Origin of the sequence: Lachnoclostridium sp. An118, assembly GCF_002160985.1 — a bacterium.
GTDB classification, from domain to species: Bacteria; Bacillota; Clostridia; order Lachnospirales; family Lachnospiraceae; genus Claveliimonas; species Claveliimonas stercoravium.
This window is the reverse complement of record NZ_NFLQ01000001.1, coordinates 306,637-327,221: the sequence shown is the minus strand read 5'-3', so window position 1 is coordinate 327,221 and position 20,585 is coordinate 306,637. Positions and strand designations below refer to the sequence as shown.

Sequence of the window (20,585 nt, the reverse complement as noted above, 5' to 3'; positions counted from 1 at the left end):
TCTTTACTCCCTTCTATATGTCAAGTTCAGCCTCTGTGGCATTGTCGTAGATAAACGCACGCCTCGGCGGAACCTCGTTGCCCATGAGCATCTCTGTCACACTGGAAGCCATGCGGGCGTCCTCGATCTCCACAAGCTTCAGGATGCGGGTCTCCGGGTTCAGCGTGGTCTCCCAGAGCTGCTCCGCGTCCATCTCGCCCAGACCTTTGTATCTCTGGAGCGTGAAGGGACCGTCGTGAGTCTTCCTGTACTTTTCCAGCGCTTTATCGTCGTAGAGATACTCCTCCTCCCCCTTCTTTGGCATGGCTTTATAGAGAGGCGGCATGGCGATGTAGACATGTCCCTCGTAGATCAGCTCCGGCATAAAGCGGTAAAAAAGCGTCAGGAGCAGGGTGGAAATATGAGCTCCGTCCACATCTGCATCCGCCATGATGATGATCTTGTCATATCTTAATCTGGAAATGTCAAAGTCGTTTCCATACCCTTCCGAGAAGCCGCAGCCAAAGGCGTTTATCATGGTCTTGATCTCCGCGTTGGCCAGGATCTTGTCAATGCTGGCCTTCTCCACGTTCAGGATCTTTCCACGGATGGGAAGGATGGCCTGGAACATGCGGTCTCTTGCCGTCTTTGCGGAGCCTCCCGCAGAGTCTCCCTCCACGATAAAGATCTCACACTTGGAGGCGTCCCGGCTCTCGCAGTTGGCCAGCTTCCCGTTGCTGTCAAAAGAATATTTCTGTTTTGTGAGAAGGTTGGTCTTGGCGCGCTCCTCCGTCTTCCTTATCTTGGCCGCTTTCTCCGCGCAGGACAGGACTTTTTTCAGGTTGTCCAGATTCCGGTCAAAGTACCGGACGATCTCGTCTCCTGTCACCTTGCTGACCGCCTTGGCCGCGTCCGGGTTATCCAGCTTGGTCTTGGTCTGCCCCTCAAATCTCGGATCCGGATGCTTGATGGAAATGATAGCGGTCATTCCATTGCGGATATCCGCCCCGGTGAAGTTGGCGTCCTTCTCCTTCAGGATGCCCAGCTCTCTGGCATACTGGTTCATGACCGTGGTAAATGTCGTCTTAAAGCCAGTCAGATGGGTGCCCCCCTCCGCATTGTAGATATTATTGCAGAATCCCAGTACGTTCTCGTGAAATTCATTGACATACTGGAAGGCCGCCTCCACCTCGATGCCGTCGGCCTCACCTTTAAAGTAGACCGGCTCATGGACCACTTCCTTCTTCTCATTCAGCTCCCGTATAAAGCCAAGGATGCCGTCCGGCTCATGGTACGTGATCTTCTCCGGCTCCGGTCCCCGCTTATCTTCATATATAATAGTAAGAGAGGGATTGAGATAGGCGGTCTCGTGCATGCGGCTCTTGACTTCTTCCCCCCGGAACTTTGTCTTCTCAAAAATGGTGTCATCAGGCAGGAAGTTCACCTTGGTTCCGGTCTTCTTTGTCTTTCCGATCTTGGGAAGGAGCCCGTCCTCCAGCTCCACTACAGGCACGCCCCGCTCATATCGGTCGTGGTGGATATAGCCGTCCCTGCTGATCTCCACATCCATATATACCGAGAGGGCGTTGACTACCGATGAGCCCACGCCGTGGAGACCGCCGCTGGTCTTGTAGGCAGAGTCATCAAATTTTCCGCCGGCATGGAGGGTCGTATAGACAAGCCTCGCCGCGGGAACACCTTTTACGTGCATGCCCACAGGGACACCCCGCCCGTTGTCGCTGACGGTGCAGGAGCCGTCCTTCTCCAGCGTGACCCTGATTTCCGTGCAGTAGCCGGCCAGATGCTCATCCACGGAATTGTCCACGATCTCGTAGATGAGGTGGTTCAGCCCCTTGGTGGAAACACTGCCAATGTACATACCCGGACGCTTGCGCACCGCCTCCAGGCCTTCCAGTACAGAAATGCTCTCCGCATCATACGTATTCTTGTTCGCCATGTTGCTTTTTACCCTTCCTCTCCAATTTCTGGTACTTTTCTACACACTGTTTCCATATTAGCACAAAATATAGGGGCGTGCAAACAGAAATGAATTTCATCCCACCAGCACCGTGTGGAGCAGGTCTGCCAGCACCTCCATGGCGTTTCGCATCTCTTCCACCGTGTTGGTCTGGGCTCCGGCCTCCACAAGGAGGCTCCTGGGCTTAAAGTGCATATTGTAGCGGTACCCTCTCAGATAGATGCGCCTGGTAAATCCCGGGTACTCATTGTTGGCCGCCACCTGCATCTGCAGGGAGAAGGCCAGGTTATCCTGGATGTAGGGGTTGGCCAGATAGTCGATCTCCCCGTTGGCGCGGGTCTTGCTCAGGCCATTGAAAAACATGATCTGGGCTGTGGGCTTTCCGTTCACCTCTGTCACCAGGTGAGTCCCCTCGTTCACCCCGTCCCTGTGCAGGTCTATCACCACCTCGATGCTGGGATTCTCCTCGAGTATCTTCTGGATATCCGGCTTTGCCAGATCGTAGGCCAGGCTCCGGTCCAGCTTCCCGTCTATCAGGTCGTAGACACCTGTGTGGTGGATAGTGGGTATTTGGTAGGTATCGTTTAGCAGTGCAGTCAGATAGTCCCCGATCCCCACGATGGAGGTGGAGGCATCTCCCTCCACCGAGTCCGCGAACATTTCCTGGGAGTGGGTGTGATAGACAAGGATCTTGGGTCCTTCCGTGCCCTGGTCGATCTTCATGTCCTTGCTCAGGAGCTCTGCCCCGTTCAGTTCGTTCGGCCGTATCATGGTGGTGCTGTCCACTGTATAGAAATTTCCGATCAGATAGTCAAAGCTGCTCATCTTTTCAATAGAAGTGTCAATGGGTGTCCCGGATGTATGTATGGCAGTCCTGGCAGAATCGTCCGTGCCGCTGACCAGGCTGCCGTCAGCTCCCACCTCATTCTCATCGCCGGCCTGCTGTGCCAGGATCATCTGGAAAGTAGCCGCATCCTCCACATCCGTCTCCTCACTCTCCTGCCCGTCCACGTAGGTGCCAATAGGGGCCAGCAGACCGATGCCCTCTGCCAGCAGATCCGCGGCGGAGAGCTCTGCCCCGCTCTCTATGTAAAAGGCCCCCGGCAGGAACATTTTCTCCGAGTTCCCAAGCAGGGCCTTTGCCAGCTGTCCTCCTACGCTGTCCACAGGATGAAATCCTGCCTGTACTGACCCGTAGACGGTCAGCAGAAGCAGGATCACCCCTATCCCTATCCTGTTTATCCTCCATCTCTTTTTCAACAGCTCTTCCACCTGCTCGTCTCATATTCTCCGGCCCGTTCTGCCGCTTTTACACTATATGAGATTTCAGCCTGTATTATGCGAACAGCTGGTTCAGGGCCTCTGATATGGTAAAGCTGATACGCTTTACCGTCTCGTCCACGTCCTTTGGCGTCACAAACATGCCGTTCAGGTGCGGGGCGATGAGTTCTTTCACCAGCTCGTATTTTTCCGCCGCATTGTAGCCCTGCAGCACAACGCCCACTCCCTTCATGGTCTCCGACTGCTCCATCTGCGCGAGCAGATTTTCCATGGCATCATTGACAATGGTGGCCGCGTCCACCACCGTGGGCACCCCGATGGCGATGACCGGAACCCCCACCGTCTCCTCTGTGATGGCGTTTCTCTGATTTCCGATGCCGGAGCCCGGGCTGATCCCCGTGTCCGAAATCTGCACGGTGCGGTTCAGCCTCCTGGAATTCCTGGCCGCCAGCGCATCAATGGCAATGACTGCGTCAGGCCGGGTCTCCTTCACCACTCCCCTGATGATCTCCACAGTCTCCATTCCCGTCTGCCCCATGACTCCGGGTACGATGGCGCTCAGGAGCCTCACCCGCTCCTTCCCCATAGCGTATTTTCCGTACTCCTTCACAATGTGCCTCGTGATGTTCAGATTGTCCGCCACGTAGGGCCCCAGCGCGTCCGGCGTCACCTGACGGTTGCCAAGCCCCGCCACAAGGACAGAGAAATCCTCTTTTCCCATATCCAGGAGCCGCCCGAGGAACCGACGGATCTCTTCAGACACCTCCTGGTGATAGCCCTCATCCGGCACAGCCAGCTCCGGCGCCTCCAGGGTGATGTAGGTCCCCACCGGCTTTCCCATTATCCTGGCGCCATTCTCCGTCTCGATCCTGACAGTCGTGACCTTGATGTCCCTCTCCTCATCATAGTTCTCCTCCAGCACAACACCGGAAATCTCCACATTGTCAGCCTCAAACCGTTCCTTCTGCTCCAGAGCCAGGTCTGTCCGGATACTGTATTTCTCGATCATGTCTGATAACCTCTCTTCAGTCTCTGTTTTACTGCTAGTTTTTGCAATATTTTGGGAAATATGTATTGACATCCTGGAAACCTTGGCATAAAATATACTAGTATGTTTCGTTAGAACGTCCGTGTCCGGCTCTAACGAACGGTCATCGATTAATTTCGAAATAGTTTAATGGAGGTGGACAAGTTGGCTAACATCAAATCTGCTAAAAAGAGGATTTTAGTAAACGAAACAAAGGCTGCTAGAAATAAGGCAATCAAATCTAAAGTAAAGACCTGCGTAAAGAAAGTTGAGACAGCCGTCGCAAACAAGGATGCCGCTGCTGCTGCAGAAGCCCTGAAGATTGCTACGATCGAGATCAATAAAGCAGGAAGCAAGGGTGTTTATCACAAGAACACTTGCTCAAGAAAGATTTCCCGTTTAGCAAAAGCTGTAAACGGAATTGCTTAATGATAAAGTGAACACAAAAAAGACAACCATACCGTCAGTGGTTGTCTTTTTTTGTGAAAACAGGAAGCTCCCGTTTAGAGGGCCGAATACCCGTAGCTGTTCACAAAGGCATCTACCTTCTTCCCGGCTGCGCACATGGGGCAGTCGCCGTCAGAGTATTTCTCGTATCCGTGCACCTCTTTCTGAGTGAACACTGCATTGATATCCATTCCCGCCACCTTGGATACAAGGCTGAAGGCGGCACAGATGCCATTTACCCTTCCACCGTAGTAGAGGACGCTCTCTATGGACTGAAGCATTGTCTTTCCTGTCGTGATAAGACCCGCAACGATCAGGACCTGCTGTCCCTCTATCATGCGCTTCGTGTTGTCCCGGAAGATCATCTGTCCGGCCTTGTCTGTCTCCGGGGTGACAACGGAGATGTTTTTTCCCGTATTGATGGAGACGGTGCCCGGCCGGGACAGGATGTCCGCTATAAACGTGCCCACCACTTCCATTCCGTCCAGGCACACGACCGTATCGATCTCGGTGGATGCCAGATAGGGCTCCGCCATCACCTTGGCAGTCTCCCTTGCATTGTTACATCTCGACTTCATCGTAGACAGGTCAATATATGTATTGACGTGGGAATGGGTGGTGACAAAGTGGCCTCTCATGATCTTAACACGTGCCTTCGGGTTTTTCCATGAACGCAGATTTTCTAAATTTGTATCCAAACTCAATTCCTCCCTTCTGCCGCAGGCAGCTTTCCCTTTTTTTCTGTTGGTTTATATTTTAGCACAAATTGGCAAAAAGGGGAATATTGTCAGATATATTTTTGTATAGATTTTGTTTTCTACTCTTTAGCGGTAAAGGCTGTCCCGGTACACGTCCATGGGCACTGCCAAAAAGCCAGAACGATCCAACTCATACCATGGAGGGAGCAGAAATCGGCCGGCAAGAACAAACAAGACAACAGCGGCAGCCGCCACGCAGCGGGCCCATTTCCCGCAGCCATCCTTCTCCTCCTTTTCCAAAAATTCATAGTATCTGTACTTATCCGGCACATATTTTTTCAGTCTGGTGCGCAGTCTGGCAAATTGGTCCGGATCGATGTTCTTTTCAAAGGTAAAAACACTTCCCACACTCAGTTCTTCTTTCGTCTCTATGACAGTCCGGAGCCTGTCATACGGATACATGGCGCCTGTACCAAGGTCATAGATCCCGTCTTCACCGATCCGGTATCCTTTCCCGCCGTTGACTGCCCGCTTTTTCAACGCTTCATGGATCGGAGGTATTCTGCATATCCATACTATTCCTGCTGTCAGGATATGCAGGGCAGTCCTGTACCCGATCAGGACGCCCCCGGACAGAGCGGCCAAAACAGCATAAATATAAGAAAACCCGCTGCTTTCACAAAAATAGGAGGCTATGATCCCCATAACGACCAAGCCCATCCCGAACATTCTGTTCGTCCGGTTTTCCAGTATCTCTACTTCTCTGATAAAACCTTCCATCTGGCATAGGCAAAGCCGGCAAGAGCAGGCAGGCATGAGAGAAAAAGCGAAAACACATAGTATCTCACTGTAAATAATCTTGTTCTTCTCCATAATGATATATCCCCCGCTTTTTCTCTATGATATAATCAAACTATAAGAAACACAAAACCATTTTTTATGATATGAGGGGCCAATATGAACAGACAGGAAACACAAAGGCATTTAAAGAGGCTTATCCTCCCCGCCCTGCTCTCCTCCCTCCTCCTCGCCTCCTGCGCCACCATTGACAGCGATGTGTACGGCGAAGAGGATGTACTGGACTATGTCCGATCCGTCTGCACCGATGAGGAGTTTGAGCTTGTCTCATCTGAGCAGGTGGAGGACCGGCCAAAAAATGTGGAGTACACCTTCCGTTCCCGGGAGCGGGATCTCACATTCACAGCCAACAGCTATCTGGACAATGTAACCATCGACGGGAGCAGCACTATCTTCTATTCAAAAGAGATTTCCTGCACCTACGTGTCGGAGGTCCACGAACTGTATCGGGACCGCGCCGTCCGGATCCTGGAAGAGCTCCCCACCTATGACGACGGGTGGGTCGGACTCCTGTCCTTTGATGACCTTGACCAGGTCGCAGAGGTCATGGCCCGGGCAGAGGAGGTTTACCGGGAGGAGCTCGACTACAATGGCGAGGACTTTCTCCGCGGTCACCCGCTGCTAAATGTCCACCTGGCCTGGTACCCTTCGCAGGAAGACCTGGAGGCACATCAGAGCTGGATCAACACGGCGGACTTCGGTATCATCGGTCTCCGCTCCCGGGAGGAGCTGTACCAGCGCCTTGCGGACAAATACGCCCAGATGTGCGTGGACAGCCAGCTGGACGAGCTTGCCTCTATCCCCGAGGAGTATACCCAGGATAAGCATGTATCCCGGCTGGACTACATTTATCTGGACGGCACAAAAATGACCTACAACAGCCAGGAGGACTCCGTCAACCAGTGGTCCCTGATCACAGACCGCTTTTGCTACTGCTGGTACAGCCAGGAGACCGGCTCCTACATGCTTCCATGCGACATCGGATATGTCACGGACTCTTCCAGCGTGCCTCTGATCGTGCGGGAGTATGTCAGCGCCCTCGGCGGCAGCTACAGCCTGGAGCCGGAAGAGGGACTGTCCACCTGGCAGATCGGAGACAACACCTGGCAGATGGAGAGCCAGTTCTCCGACAATGAGATTACAGAATTTCAAGTAACGAAAAACGGGGAGCCGCTGGACCTTCCCTTTGTCACTGCGGACGAGGATACAGAGGTGGGAGCCCGCTTCTGTGTCGGCCTGAAGGTCGAGGATTTCGCCAGCCTCTTTGACCTGGACTATCACATAGACGAAAATACAAAGCGGATCAACTTCTATTCGTAGCCCCATGACGCCACATGGCCGCCGCACAAAAATTTGCCCGTTCATCCCCGGCCAGAGGCCGCACAGATCGTACATAAAAAGGCATCCTCCGTAGCGTCTGCCCGGGAAGATGCCTTCTTGCTTTCCATATGTATCTTTTATATGCAGGATATCTGACTAGTTGTTGATCAGCTTGTCCTCGCCGTTCCAGCTGTAGAGCTTTCTGATCTCCTCGCCAACTTTCTCTGCCGGATGCTCTGCAGCCAGTTTTCTCATAGCCTTGAAGTGTACCTGGCGTCCTGCATCAGACATATCTGTAAGGAAGTCTTTTGCAAATGTACCGTCCTGGATGTCGGCCAGGATCTTCTTCATAGCCTTCTTTGTATCCTCTGTGATGATCTTCGGTCCTGTAATGTAGTCGCCATACTCAGCTGTGTTGGAGATGGAGTATCTCATGCCGGCGAAACCGCTCTGGTAGATGAGGTCTACGATAAGCTTCATCTCGTGGATACACTCAAAGTATGCGTTTCTCGGATCATATCCAGCCTCTGTCAGAGTCTCAAATCCAGCCTGCATCAGAGCACATACACCGCCGCACAGAACAGCCTGCTCACCGAAGAGGTCTGTCTCTGTCTCTACACGATATGTAGTCTCAAGAAGTCCGGCTCTTGCTCCGCCGATGGCAAGACCGTATGCAAGTGCGCGGTCCCAGGCCTTTCCTGTCGCATCCTGCTCAACAGCGATCAGACAGGGGGTTCCCTTTCCGGCCTGGTACTCGCTCCTTACTGTGTGGCCGGGCGCCTTGGGTGCGATCATGGTAACGTCAACATTCTTCGGCGGTTTAATGCATCCGAAATGGATGTTGAAGCCATGTGCAAACATCAGCATGTTGCCTTCCTCAAGGTTCGGCTCAATGTCCTTTTTGTACATATCAGCCTGCAGCTCGTCATTGATCAGGATCATGATCACGTCTGCCTGCTTTGCGGCCTCTGCTGCTGTATAAACCTGAAAGCCCTGTGCCTCTGCCTTTGCCCATGATCTGCTTCCCTCATAAAGTCCTACGATAACGTCACATCCGGACTCCTTCAGGTTCAGCGCGTGTGCATGTCCCTGGCTTCCGTATCCGATGATCGCGATCTTCTGTCCTTCCAGTGCTGATAAGTTGCAGTCTTCCTGGTAAAAAATTCTTGCTGCCATTGTTACATTCCTCCTAAAATATATGATTTATACTGTTAAAGGTCAAATTCCTTTAGCATCTGCTCTACTCCTGGCTGCCGTCCGGGTTCCACGTCCTTTTCTGACCATTTTCATCAATAAAAGTAATGTTCTTGATACCCCTCGACAGGCCGGTGATACCTGTCCTGGCAAGCTCCAGTATCTCATAGCCGTCCAGCAGATTTAAGAAAGCCTCCAGCTTGGACTGGTTTCCCGTCAGCTCCAGCATCAGGGATTCCTTCTCCACATCTACGACCTTGGCGCGGAAAATATCGGCCACTGAGATGATCTCCGCTCTCTGGGCCGCATCCGCCCGCACCTTCACCATGATCAGCTCACGGTACACGGATTCGCCCTCCCTGAGGACCTTTATCTCAATGACGTCCTCCAGCTTGCGTACCTGCTTCTCGATCTGTGACAGGATCAATTCATCGCCGCTCGCCACGATCGTGATCCTTGTGAACCTGGGATCGGCAGTCACTCCCGCGGTAATGCTGTCGATGCTGTAGCCGCGCCGGCTGAACAGACCCGAAATGCGGCTCAGCACACCTGGATTATTATCTACGAGTAATGAATATACTCTTTTCATACCTGCACCTCTTCTCTCTTGATTTTCAAAAACAGAGTGCGTTCTGTTTTTTAATAATAACAAGGATCCACACTTTTGTCAAGCGGTTTACCCCTGTTCCGCAATTTTTTCTGCCAGCTCTGTCAGATAGACCCATCTTTCCATTTTTTCATCCAGCTCTTCCTGCACCCTGTCCTTTTCCTCCATCAGCTCTTTCAGCTTCACAGAGTTTGTGGCATTGGCCATGATATCTGCATCCAGCTTCTCAATCTTTTCTTCCAGAGCCGCAATGTCCTCGTCGATGGTCTCGTACTCTCTCTGCTCCTTGTAGGAGAATTTCAGCTTTGTACTCCGCGGCTTTTTCCAGTCTTTCTCCTTTCCAGCCTCAGCTTTTCTGTCGCTTCCGGCCCCTTCTTTCACATCCGGGACAGCCTGGCCCCTGGCCTGGATATAGTCCGTATATCCGCCTTCATACTGTGTAAGCGTTCCATTGCCGGAGAACTCAAAAATCCGGTCCGCCACATTGTCCAGGAAATACCGATCATGGGAGACAGTCACCACAATCCCCGTAAAAGAGGAAAGATAGTCTTCCAGGATCGTCATAGTAGGGATATCCAGATCATTGGTACACTCATCCAGCACAAGGAAATTGGGATTAGACTGCAGAATCCCCAGCAGATACAGCCTCTTTTTCTCCCCGCCGGACAGCTTTTCAACCGGGGAATACTGCATTTCCGGTGTGAAAAGGAAGCGCTCCAGCATCTGGGATGCAGTGATCCTGCCCTCTTTTGTCTGCACATATTCACAGATATCTTTCACATAGTCAATGACCCGCTGTTTTATATCCATCTGGGGCAGCTCCTGGGAAAAATAGGCAATGCGCACGGTCTCTCCCACTTCCACCTGGCCCTCATCCGGCTCCGTCTGCCCGGCAATGATCTTAAGAAGCGTAGATTTTCCGCAGCCGTTAGGTCCTACGATCCCCACTTTCTGGTTCTTGAGAAAAATATAGTCAAAATCACGGATGAGGATCTGCTCTCCGTATGCCTTGCTTACATGGTGGAGTTCCACGGTTTTCTTTCCCATTCTTGTTTCCACGGAATCAATCCGTGCCGTCTCTTCCGCCACAGGTCCTGTCTGATTTTTCAGCGCTTCCAGTCTCTCCAGTCTGGCTTTCTGCTTGGTGGTTCTGGCGCGGCACCCTCTCTTTGCCCACTCCAGCTCCATGCGCAGCACGCTCCGGCGCTTTCTCTCAGAGGCAAGCTCCATCTCCTCACGGGCCGCTTTCTGCTCAAGGAAACCGGAATAGCCGGCCTCGTAGCTGAAGATCTTTCCGTCATCGATCTCCAGGATACGGTTTGTCACCTTATCAAGGAAATACCGGTCGTGGGTCACCATCAGGATGGTCCCCCGGAAAGCTTTCAGATACTCCTCCAGCCAGCCTATCATCTCCTGGTCCAGATGGTTGGTAGGCTCATCCAGAAGAAGCACGTCAAAGGAATCGGCCAACACCTTTGCCATGGCCGTCCTCTTCTTCTGTCCCCCGGACAGGGTATCGATGCGGGCCTCCCAGTCTGTGATGCCCAGTTCATTTAAGTTACTCTGCACTTTCCAATCCACATTCGGATCCCCGGTGAAGGCCCAGGAGGACACAGTCTCCTCCTCTCCGAACTGCGGCGTCTGGGAAAGGTACGCCATGCGGATGCCGTTCTGTGTAATGATCTGTCCCTCATCCGGCGTCTCAAGACCTGCCACAAGTCTTAAAAGGGTGGTCTTACCGGTTCCGTTCAGTCCGATAATGCCTGCCTTCTCCCCCTCCTGCACACCACAAGAAGCGTCCTCAAAGATTGTTTTCCCGCCAAATATTTTGCTGATGTGTTCTATGTTGATGATATTCATAAGTAAAACCTCTCCATATATTTCCTGCCTCTGCAGGGCATCTTTAGGCGCACAGAAAACACTGCACCCGACGCTATTTTATCTAATTTCCCCTCTCCCTGCAAGTATCCGCAAAAAAGGCTGCCGGCTGTATAGATTTTTGTGTTTCCTATTGACTGTTCCCCGGGGGAACATGCTATAAAGGAAGCACAGAAACATATGAAACCGGAGGATGACAGCATGAAAATCAAGGAAGCTGAGGAACGGACCGGGCTGACCCGCAAGGCCATCCGGTACTATGAAGAAAACGGGCTGATCCACCCGACCCAAAAAGAAAATGGATATAAAGATTACGACAGCAGGGCGATCCAGCGCCTCCTGATCATAAAAAAGCTGCGCCTGCTGGATTTTTCCGTCACCGAAGTCCGCCTTTATCTGAGCGGCGGTGCTCCCTCCTCCATTCTGGAAGAAAAAATCCAGTGCAAGCAAAAAGAACTGTCCCGGACAAGACAGTCCCTCCGCCTTCTCCAGAAGCTGAAGAACGGCGCGGATCTGGCGCATCTGGATGTGGAAGGTCCCCTTCTTGGGGACACACTGGATCGGACACAGCGCATTCTATCCGGCAATCTTCTGTTCGCCCTTGCCAACCTGTGCTCCTTTCTGGTCATCACGGGCATCCTTATTTTTCAGGCGGCACACAGCCCTGCCTTCACTCTGCCGCCACCGGTTCTCTTTCTACAGTGCTTTCTCACTGTCGTTCTGGGACTCTGGAAAACCCGGCTCAAGTCGAAGGCTCTTGAAAGAGGCGTCTTTCTTCGAATGATCATGCCCGCGGAAGCAGCCATGATGTTTCTGCTGTGCGCCTTTACCTTTGCCGTGGCCGGCCAGATGGTGCTGAGCCGGATCTGGCTGATCCACAGGGCGCTGACACAGATGGAGGGCAGCCCGTCCATGACCGCAGTCATTCTTCTCCAGGGCCTGTGCCTGCTCCTCTACGCAGCGCTGGATCTGACTATGGTTGTCCTGCCTTTCACTTCAGCCATGCGGACCCAGGCAGAATTTACCACCGGGAGGCAGCCCACATTCCGGCAGCCACGCCTGCAAGACAGAACACAACGCTGAGCAGCACATACAGCGCGGAAAGCCCCGTCTCACCCTTCTCCAGAAGCTGCCAGGCCTCCAGGGAGAAGGTGGAAAAGGTCGTAAATCCACCGCATACACCTGACTTCAGAAACAGGATCAGCCCCTCCGGCGCCTGCCTTCTGGCAGCCGCCCCTGCTATCAGTCCGATGGCCAGGGCACCCAGTATATTCGTCACAAGAGTCAGCACCGGAAAGGTTCCCCGGTACGGCAGGAGGCTGACAGCGTACCTGAGCATGGCTCCCACCGCCCCTCCAAGTCCCACAAAAACAAAACCTGTCATCTGCATATTCTTTAACCTCTTCTTACAATTTTACAATGCGTATTTACAGTGCGCACCATATCATTATAACACACCAAAGGACAGGGACCAAAACAGGTTCCTGTCCTTTATAAGTCTTAAAGTGTATATGGTTTTGTTAGAATTTACGCTTTCTGTGCTTTGCGCGCCGCACGTTTTTTGCCGTACCAGAGGATGAGGCCCACATAGGCAGCCGCCGCCACGATACCGATCACGTAGGCTGCGCCCCACGGTACATTGAAGCCGATCTTGGCATTGACAATGTATGTGATGGTGACAAACGCATACCATGCGCCCGGGATCAGAGGCATCCAGACAAATCTCGCTTTTCCGTTCTCAAACATCCAGACAGAGATGGCGATGAACGCGAACAGGGACAGGGTCTGGTTGGACCATGCAAAGTATCTCCACAGGATGTTGAATCCTTCCGCGTTGCTCTTCGCGAACACGAGGATCACAGCCACAAGGATAAAGATGACAGCAGCCAGTCCCAGACGTTTCTTCACATTCTTCTGGTCAATATGAAGGGCATCGGAAACCGCCATACGAAGGGAGCGGAGCGCCGTGTCGCCGGATGTGATAGGAAGCACGATAACACCCAGAAGGGCGATAACGCCGCCCACAGGTCCAAGGATATCCTTGCAGACAACGCCGATGGTGGCTGTAGCCAGTCCCGCGTCAGCAGCCTGCAGGCCCAGGTTGTAGACACCCATGGCGCCGGCAGCCCACACCATAGCGATGAAGCCCTCCAGGACCATCATGTTGTAGAATGTCATGCGTCCCTGACGCTCACTCTTCATTGTACGGGAGATGATGGCTGTCTGGGTGGAATGGAATCCAGACAGGATACCGCATGCAACCGTGATGAAGAAGATCGGGATGAAGTGGTTCGCGCTGAAGTAGTCACCGTAGGATACAAGCGCGCCGTTCCAGCTGTCCCAGAGGTTGATCAGCGGATAGCCCTTCACGAAGAGGCCGATAAACACACCGATAGCAGAGAACAGAAGGATTGCTCCGAAAATCGGGTAGATGCGTCCAATGATCTTGTCAATGGGAAATACAGTAGCCACCAGATAGTAAACAAAGATCACACCGTAGATTACCCATGTGGATACGGATGTAGCTGATCCATCGAATCCGAATACCTGTGTAGCTGCGATATCGCCAGGTGTATAGATAAAAACAGCTCCTACCAGGAGAAGCAGCAGGCTGCAGAAAATCTGGTAGAACGTGTACACACCTTTATTGCTGTATCTGCGGATCATGTCCGGCATCTGTGTACCGCCGTCACGCAGACAGATCATACCGGAAAAATAATCGTGCATGGCACCGCCGATGATATTTCCGATAGGAATCGTAATAAACGCGATAGGTCCGAAAAGGATACCCTGGATAGGTCCAAGGATAGGACCTGTACCTGCGATGTTCAGCAGGTTGATCAGACTATTCTTCCACTCTCTCATGGGAACGTAATCAAGACCGTCCTGTTTTGTGTAGGCAGGAGTCTTCCTGTCATCAGGACCAAAAACATGCTCGCAAAATTTGCCGTACAGCGCAGCGCCGACGAACAAAATGGCGAGACCGATAATAAAAGTTGCCATATGTTTCCCTCCTTTTTCTCATTCCATATGTTACACTTTTATGCACCACTTTAGTGTAACAGCGTGAATTTCAAATGTAAATGAACTATTTTAATCAGCATACCTTGATCTTTTTTAATCTTTTTCGCAATATTCTGACTTATCTTCTCATTTTACGTGCCGGGTGCTATAATGTATCTGTCATTTTACGAGGAAGCGAGGAACCAATGTGCTGAAATTTTTAGAGGAAGAACAGATCGATCCGCGGGTCATTGAAGGGATCAGAGAATTCCGCCGCAGGTTTGTACCGGAGGCAGACGACACTGTGCTGCCCCGCTATTTTTATTACGGAAAAGAAGTCTGGGAACAGGCTGCCCAGGCTCTTCTTGCAGGGGAAAACCTGCTTCTTGCAGGGGCCAAAGCCACAGGAAAAAACGTACTGGCAGAAAATCTGGCCGCCGCTTTCGGCCGCCCGGTGTACAATGTGTCTCTTCATATCAACGCCGACGCCGCCTCCATGCTGGGAACTGACACATTTAAAGACGGGGAGGTGAGTTTCCGCCCCGGCCCGGTCTGCGAAGCTGCCACGGAGGGTGGTTTCTGCGTGCTGGACGAGATCAACATGGCCAGAAACGAAGCCCTGGCCGTGCTCCACTCTGTCCTGGACTTCCGCCGCAGCATCCAGATCCCCGGCTATCAGAAGATCCGGATACATCCGGCTTCCCGCTTCATCGCCACCATGAACTACGGATATGCGGGCACGAGGGAGCTCAACGAGGCACTCTCCTCCCGCTTCATGGTCCTTGCCATGCCGGAGATCGCAAAGGAGGATCTGTCCCGGCTTCTGGAAAAAGAATTTCCATCCATGAAGCCGGAGTATGTAAAGCAGTTCACTTCCCTGTTCATTGATATAAGGGATAAATGCAGAAGCGGGGAGCTGACGGAGAAAGTCCTGGATCTGCGGGGACTCACCGGAGCCCTGCGGATGATGGAGGGCGGCCTCGGCCCCTGCCAGGCGCTGGACATGGGCATCACAAACAAAACTGCCGATGATTACGAGCAGTCTCTTGTGCGGGACATCATCTCCTCCCGGATCTCCAGAAAGGCCGACAGGGATACCATCTTCACAGTGTAAAAGGAAGGCAGGATACATATATCATGGAAACAAAGAAGCTGCCCCGCCCGGAAAGGAGGGCGCTGAACATTATCTGGACCGCCGCCGGCGACTACTCTTTCACGCCCGCCTTTACAGCCTTTACCCAGGACGGAGAGCCGGATTTCTACATGAATTCCATCATCGGATATGTGCATAAATGGTATGACCCGGACATTATGAATGATCTCTTTGACCGCATCAGCAGCTCCGCTTTCAGCGAGACGCTGGACGGCCTTTTGTGGGTGGCTCTGGAAAACTGCGTCTACGAAAAGGAGGTGGCAGACCGCCCGGTCCTGACGGAGCTGCGTCGCCGTCACGCAGAAGAATTCTTCGCCTGCGAGCTGACACGTTCCCGTCAGCAGTGGATGGCCCAGAACAGCCTTGTCTACGCGCTGCAGGCTGCCCGGTGCCGCCTCGTGCTGGGAAAGGACATGGGCCTTGCCAATCCCTGGGAGCGCAGCCTTTTTCTGGCTCTTCAGTACGACGGTTCCCTGACAGCCCAGGAGATCGCGGACAGGACCATCCAGGTATTCCGCCGTTTCTTCCACGCCGGCTTCTCCTCCGGACCTGGCCGCCTTTCCATTCTCGGGAAAATGCGAAATAAAATGCACCAGTTCCTTCTGAAAAAACTGCCCTCCCGCCTGGTGCGCACAGACACCCTTCTCATGACCGGAACCGCCGCCGCAAATGGCCGGGTGGCGGAAGGACGCCGGGGCCTGGATGCCAGGCGCCGCAGTCCCGCGGCACAGAGGGCTGACCGGCTCTATATTGAAGGATGCTTTGGCAGACCGCTCCTGTCTGATGAAGAGCATCATCTGGTGGAAGATCTGCTCTGTACAGGCGCCCACGCGGACTCCCACCTCTATTTTACAGACGGAAAGCAGAGCCCTGCCCCCTCTCCGGATCCGGCCATCCAGAAAGTGCGCCGGGACGCCAGGGAGCAGATGCACAAAAACAAAGCCCACTTCCAGGGCAGATACCGGCTCTACAAGGGAAGCATCACCCGGCTTTCCCAGCAGATCCGGAACTGTCTCCTTGTCTACCCCCAGCCCATCCGTGTCCGCAGCCGCTCCGGAAGGCTCTATCCCTCCCAGATTTGGAGAGGGCTGCATCTGCATGATCCCCGTGTCTTCATGGACACGCTGAACGAGGCAGAGACAGACTTTTCCGTGGATCTGATGCTGGATGCCTCCGCGTCCAGACTGGAAAGCCAGGAGATCATCGCCGCCCAGGGCTACGTCATAGCCAGAAGCCTGCAGCTCAACCGGATCCCGGTGCAGGTCTTTTCCTTTTTAAGCGTCCGGGGATGCACGGTTATGCAGAGGTTTGTGGACTATGACGGGACAGGCGAAGGCTGCGCTGAGCAGATCTTCCGCTATTTCGCCGCCGGCTGGAACAGGGACGGACTTGCCCTTCGGGGCGCCGGCCATCTTATGGAGGGCTCCCCGGCAAAGAACCGGCTTCTCATCATTCTGACGGACGCCAGCCCCAACGATGACCGCCGCATTCCCCCGGATCCGGCCGCCAGAAGGCTTGTCAGCCAGGATTACTCCGGCTCTGCCGGCGTGAAGGATACCGCCGCCGAAGTCCGGGCTCTCCGCAAAACAGGCGTGCACGTCTGCGGGATACTGACAGGGACGGACGGAGACACAAAAGCCGCCAGTGAGATCTTCGGCACCGAGTTTGTCCGCATCGAAAAGATGGAGCGCTTCAGCGAGGCCGCCGGCGTGCTCATACAAAGACAGATACAAAAGCTGACCATGCACTAGGGAATGGGATCCCGGACATGGCCAGCTTTTTTTCATGCTGAAACTCTTGTTCCAGACGCTTTATTTTACTTCAATTAGTTCATATTCCCGTGTGCCGATGCCGATCTTCTCCGCGTGAGCCAGGCAGGTCTCCCACTCACTCTCCGGCGTGGTGTTGACAAAGTGGTCGTGGTGATCGCAGAAATCATGCTCGTGCATCCGGTCGTCAAGAAGACTTCCCGGGATGGGCTGCTGTGCATTGCAGGCGTCCGCGCAGGCCTGGTCCAGGGCCACCGGATCAAAGCTTGCGAACATGCCCACATCCGGCAGGATGGGAAGATCATTCTCCGCATGGCAGTCACAGTAGGGAGACACATCGATGACGAGATTGATATGGAAGTTCGGCCTTCCGTCCAGCACCGCCTTGGAGTACTCGGCGATCTTCATGTCCAGATCCTTTACAGCCGAGCTGTTCTCATTGTAGATGGCGTCAAAGTTGCAGGCTCCCAGGCACCGTCCGCAGCCCACACATTTACTGTGGTCAATGCTGGCCTTCTTCTCGTGGAAGGAGATGGCGCCGTGGGCGCAGTTCTTTGAACAGACAGTACATCCCACACAGTGCTCCTGGTCCACGGTAGGTTTTCCGCTGTTGTGCTGCTCCATCTTTCCGGCCCGGCTGCCGCAGCCCATACCGATATTCTTCAACGCGCCGCCAAATCCGGTGGCCTCGTGTCCTTTGAAGTGGTTCAGACTGATAAAGACGTCCGCATCCATGATAGCCCGTCCGATCTTTGCCTCCTTCACAAGCTCACCGCCTCTCACGGGTACGTAGGCCTCATCTGTTCCTTTCAGACCGTCTGCGATGATGATGTGACAGCCTGTGGAGAGCATATTGAACCCGTTCTCAAAAGCTGCGCTTAAGTGCTCCAGGGCATCCTTTCTCCTGCCCACGTACAGCGTGTTGCAGTCTGTAAGGAAGGGGCGACCTCCCAGCTCTTTGATGACATCCGCCACAGCCTTGGCATAGTTGGGGCGCAGATAGGACAGGTTGCCCGGCTCGCCAAAATGGATCTTGATGGCCGTCATTTTCTTCTCGAAATCAATGTCCCCGATGCCCGCCTTTCTGATAAGTTTCTGGAGCTTTCCGGGAAGGTTCGTTCCGGGAAGAGCCCGAAGGTCCGTGAAATACACTTTTGCTTTTTCCATGTCTTTCTCCTTTTTATTTATCATTTTTATTTATATCTTTTCAGCTAAGGTCAGGCCTTTTTAAGGCCCGGCACAGACAGAAGCAGCACGGCTCCCAGGATACAGACGATGCCCAGCACATCCATCCCGGCAAACACCACGTGCATTATAAGGGCTGAGGCTATGGTGGCTGTCACAGGCTCCACCGAGGCCAGCAGACTGGCCTTTGCCGCCCCGATCATGCGCACGCCCTCCATATAGAAGGAAAAGGACAGCACAGTCCCCAGCACGACCACCACTGCCATCGCTCCCACTGCCTCCAGATCCCAGCGTCCCACAACATGCCAGGGATGGGTAAAAGCGGACAGGACAATGCCGCCCACCAGCATTCCCCAGCCTATGACGCAGAATGTCCCGTACTTTTTCATCAGCTTTGCAGGAAGCAGGTTGTATACCGCCATCATCACCGCCGACATAAGTCCCCAGGCAAGGGCCTTTCCGGAAAGGGACATGGATCCCGGATTTCCGTGGGTCGCCAGAAGAAACGTCCCTGCCAGTGCCAGGACGAGAGCCGCAATCTCAAAGCCCCTGGGGCGGCGCCTCATTCTGACGGCCTCATATCCGAGGATCAGGACAGGCGCTGTGTACTGCAGCACAGTGGCCGTCCCCGCATTGGACAGCTCCACCGCCGTGTAGTAGGAAAGCTGACACCCCGCCATGCCCAGGATGCCAAAAAGGACCAGAGTGGCGGCATCTTTTTTGTCAGTCCAGATCTTCCAGAATGTAGCCCGCTGTTTCACAACCACGGTGGACAGAAGCAACAGTCCCGCCAGCACAAGCCGCACGCTGACAAGCCATCTGGCATTGGTCCCCTTGTATTCAAATAGAAACTGCCCGAAGACGCCTGCCAGTCCCCAGAAAATGCCGCCGATCAGGGCGATAGCCATGCCCCGCAGCGCCTCTCTTCGCTCCATGTTCGTCATAATATCTGCCTCTTCATCTGTATTTTTTCAGAACAGAAAAATTCCCATATCTCCCTTTTTTCGGGGACTGATATGGGAATGCTTTCCTGCCTGCTATTGCGGCAACTGTTCTAGTGCACCGCAGCGTAAGGTTTTCTTTTGAAAACTTCCTTTGCCCTGGGGTCCACTTTTGACTCCATGGTATAGTAGGATCTCATCAGATCCGCTTTGATCCTCTTGCGGCTTCTTCTCTCTTTACGCATCTTTATCAACCTCGCTGTCTTAAAATTGTTGCTATAAGAAGAGTAGCATATCTTTGTCACAAAAGGATTAAGCCTTTGTCAAATCAAAGTAAAGCTTTCTTTATTTTACGGTTTTCCCATAAAAGATCAGCCCGACTACCCCGGGACCCGCGTGGGTGCCGATACTGGGGCTCACGTCGTTGATCACTACATTTTCAAATCCAAGTTCTTTTACATGCTCCTGCACGGCAAGAGCATCGTCTATACAGTCACCGTGGACAATGGCCACAGGCCTGTCCTTTCCGAAATGCTCTGTGTCCAGACACTGCTCCATTCTGGTCACAAGGGTTTTGAGAGCCTTTTTTCTGCCCCGCACAGTGCCGTCAGACTTCAGTTCCCCGGTGGATGTCACCGCAAGGAGAGGTTTGATATTGATCATGCTTCCCACAACGGCTGTCGTCTTTGAGACACGCCCTCCCCGCTGCAGATGGTGAAGGTCGTCCACTGTAAAGCACACATTGACATGCGCTCTCTCCTCTGCCAGGATATCGTAGATCTCCTCCATGCTCCTGCCTTCCTCTTTAAGCTGCACTGCCCGCATCACGGACACGCCCTCTCCCAGGGAGGCATTGAGTGAGTCGAACACAAGGATCTTTCTTTCCGGATAGTCTTCCATCAGATCCCGGGCCGCCACCTGCACGTTCTGGCAGCTGCCGCTTAACGCGCTGGAAAACGCAATGTGAAGTATATCTTTTCCTTCTTTTAATATCTTCGTAAATTTCTCCCGTATCACTTCCGGATTGTTGGCCATGGATTTGGGAAGCTCTCCCTTCCGCATCGTCTCATAAAATTCCGACGGTTCCATCTTTATCTCGTCTCCGTACACCGTCTCCCCGAACATATAATACTGGGGTATGACAGGGATGCCATGCTGTACCAGAAATCCTTCTGGCACATCTGAGTTGGAGTCTGTTGTGATCACAAAATCTGCCATTCTATAATCCTCCTTGCAAAATACCGCTTTGCCCATTATATCGCATTGG

General features: G+C 53.2%; 19 protein-coding genes. 5 read left to right on the top strand and 14 right to left on the bottom strand.

Going from position 1 to position 20,585, the window contains the following annotated elements:
- Window positions 1–13: 13 nt before the first annotated feature.
- From B5E62_RS01530 to gpr, 3 genes are all read right to left on the bottom strand, one after another.
- Window positions 14–1,936, bottom strand: coding sequence for a DNA gyrase/topoisomerase IV subunit B (locus B5E62_RS01530; RefSeq protein WP_087172981.1), 1,923 nt, complete (start codon window positions 1,934–1,936; stop codon window positions 14–16).
- 96 nt (window positions 1,937–2,032) lie between these two features.
- Window positions 2,033–3,217, bottom strand: coding sequence for a stage II sporulation protein P (locus B5E62_RS01525; protein ID WP_087173039.1), 1,185 nt, complete (start codon window positions 3,215–3,217; stop codon window positions 2,033–2,035).
- Window positions 3,218–3,293: 76 nt separating this feature from the next.
- Entirely contained in the window at window positions 3,294–4,247 is a 954-nt protein-coding gene (gpr, locus tag B5E62_RS01520; RefSeq protein WP_087172980.1) for a GPR endopeptidase, read from the bottom strand.
- A 183-nt stretch (window positions 4,248–4,430) separates the two neighbouring features.
- Here gpr and rpsT point away from each other — a divergent pair, with 183 nt between their 5' ends.
- On the top strand, window positions 4,431–4,694 hold the full coding sequence (gene rpsT, locus B5E62_RS01515) for a 30S ribosomal protein S20 (protein WP_087172979.1): 264 nt from the start codon (window positions 4,431–4,433) through the stop codon (window positions 4,692–4,694).
- A 74-nt stretch (window positions 4,695–4,768) separates the two neighbouring features.
- Here rpsT and B5E62_RS01510 read toward each other — a convergent pair whose 3' ends face one another.
- Together B5E62_RS01510 and B5E62_RS01505 are read right to left on the bottom strand one after the other, a co-directional pair.
- A complete protein-coding gene (locus B5E62_RS01510) occupies window positions 4,769–5,410 on the bottom strand; it encodes an orotate phosphoribosyltransferase (RefSeq protein WP_087172978.1) in 642 nt (213 codons plus the stop codon).
- A 126-nt stretch (window positions 5,411–5,536) separates the two neighbouring features.
- Window positions 5,537–6,190, bottom strand: a complete 654-nt coding sequence (locus tag B5E62_RS01505; protein ID WP_143468787.1) for a hypothetical protein — start codon at window positions 6,188–6,190, stop codon at window positions 5,537–5,539.
- A gap of 177 nt (window positions 6,191–6,367) precedes the next feature.
- Between B5E62_RS01505 and B5E62_RS01500 the strand changes: the two genes are divergently transcribed.
- The gene (locus B5E62_RS01500; RefSeq protein WP_087172976.1) at window positions 6,368–7,588 is read left to right on the top strand and encodes a hypothetical protein; all 1,221 of its coding nucleotides are present in this window, start codon (window positions 6,368–6,370) and stop codon (window positions 7,586–7,588) included.
- Between the two features lie 156 nt (window positions 7,589–7,744).
- On the opposite strand, the gene ilvC is transcribed toward B5E62_RS01500, so the two are convergent.
- The 3 genes from ilvC to B5E62_RS01485 form a co-directional block, all read right to left on the bottom strand.
- A complete protein-coding gene (gene ilvC, locus B5E62_RS01495; RefSeq protein ID WP_087172975.1) occupies window positions 7,745–8,764 on the bottom strand; it encodes a ketol-acid reductoisomerase in 1,020 nt (339 codons plus the stop codon).
- 64 nt (window positions 8,765–8,828) lie between these two features.
- On the bottom strand, window positions 8,829–9,371 hold the full coding sequence (ilvN, locus tag B5E62_RS01490) for an acetolactate synthase small subunit (protein WP_087172974.1): 543 nt from the start codon (window positions 9,369–9,371) through the stop codon (window positions 8,829–8,831).
- Between the two features lie 87 nt (window positions 9,372–9,458).
- Window positions 9,459–11,249 carry an ABC-F family ATP-binding cassette domain-containing protein gene (locus tag B5E62_RS01485; RefSeq protein WP_087172973.1) on the bottom strand — a complete coding sequence of 597 codons (1,791 nt, stop codon included), beginning with the start codon at window positions 11,247–11,249 and terminating at the stop codon, window positions 9,459–9,461.
- A gap of 219 nt (window positions 11,250–11,468) precedes the next feature.
- Here B5E62_RS01485 and B5E62_RS01480 point away from each other — a divergent pair, with 219 nt between their 5' ends.
- Window positions 11,469–12,350 (top strand): MerR family transcriptional regulator, encoded by an 882-nt coding sequence (locus tag B5E62_RS01480; protein ID WP_087173038.1) that lies wholly within the window; start codon window positions 11,469–11,471, stop codon window positions 12,348–12,350.
- Here B5E62_RS01480 and crcB read toward each other — a convergent pair.
- Both crcB and B5E62_RS01470 read right to left on the bottom strand, forming a co-directional pair.
- Window positions 12,289–12,651 carry a fluoride efflux transporter CrcB gene (gene crcB / locus B5E62_RS01475; RefSeq protein WP_087173037.1) on the bottom strand — a complete coding sequence of 121 codons (363 nt, stop codon included), beginning with the start codon at window positions 12,649–12,651 and terminating at the stop codon, window positions 12,289–12,291. The two genes, B5E62_RS01480 and crcB, sit on opposite strands and share 62 nt — an antisense overlap.
- Before the next feature lie 143 nt (window positions 12,652–12,794).
- Window positions 12,795–14,270: a carbon starvation CstA family protein gene (locus tag B5E62_RS01470; protein WP_076777525.1), complete on the bottom strand. Its 1,476-nt coding sequence runs from the start codon at window positions 14,268–14,270 to the stop codon at window positions 12,795–12,797.
- Window positions 14,271–14,478: 208 nt separating this feature from the next.
- Between B5E62_RS01470 and B5E62_RS01465 the strand changes: the two genes are divergently transcribed.
- The gene (locus B5E62_RS01465; protein ID WP_087172972.1) at window positions 14,479–15,384 is read left to right on the top strand and encodes an AAA family ATPase; all 906 of its coding nucleotides are present in this window, start codon (window positions 14,479–14,481) and stop codon (window positions 15,382–15,384) included.
- A gap of 23 nt (window positions 15,385–15,407) precedes the next feature.
- On the top strand, window positions 15,408–17,174 hold the full coding sequence (locus tag B5E62_RS01460) for a hypothetical protein (protein WP_087172971.1): 1,767 nt from the start codon (window positions 15,408–15,410) through the stop codon (window positions 17,172–17,174).
- Window positions 17,175–17,234: 60 nt separating this feature from the next.
- Here the strand turns inward: B5E62_RS01460 and B5E62_RS01455 are convergent, their stop codons facing one another.
- From B5E62_RS01455 to B5E62_RS01445, 4 genes are all read right to left on the bottom strand, one after another.
- A complete protein-coding gene (locus B5E62_RS01455) occupies window positions 17,235–18,359 on the bottom strand; it encodes a DUF362 domain-containing protein (RefSeq protein WP_087173036.1) in 1,125 nt (374 codons plus the stop codon).
- A 50-nt stretch (window positions 18,360–18,409) separates the two neighbouring features.
- Entirely contained in the window at window positions 18,410–19,321 is a 912-nt protein-coding gene (locus B5E62_RS01450) for an EamA family transporter (protein WP_087172970.1), read from the bottom strand.
- Between the two features lie 110 nt (window positions 19,322–19,431).
- On the bottom strand, window positions 19,432–19,563 hold the full coding sequence (locus B5E62_RS17385; protein WP_264176825.1) for a hypothetical protein: 132 nt from the start codon (window positions 19,561–19,563) through the stop codon (window positions 19,432–19,434).
- Between the two features lie 100 nt (window positions 19,564–19,663).
- Complete coding sequence (locus B5E62_RS01445) at window positions 19,664–20,536, bottom strand: DegV family protein (RefSeq protein ID WP_087172969.1); 873 nt, start codon at window positions 20,534–20,536, stop codon at window positions 19,664–19,666.
- Window positions 20,537–20,585 lie beyond the last annotated feature (49 nt).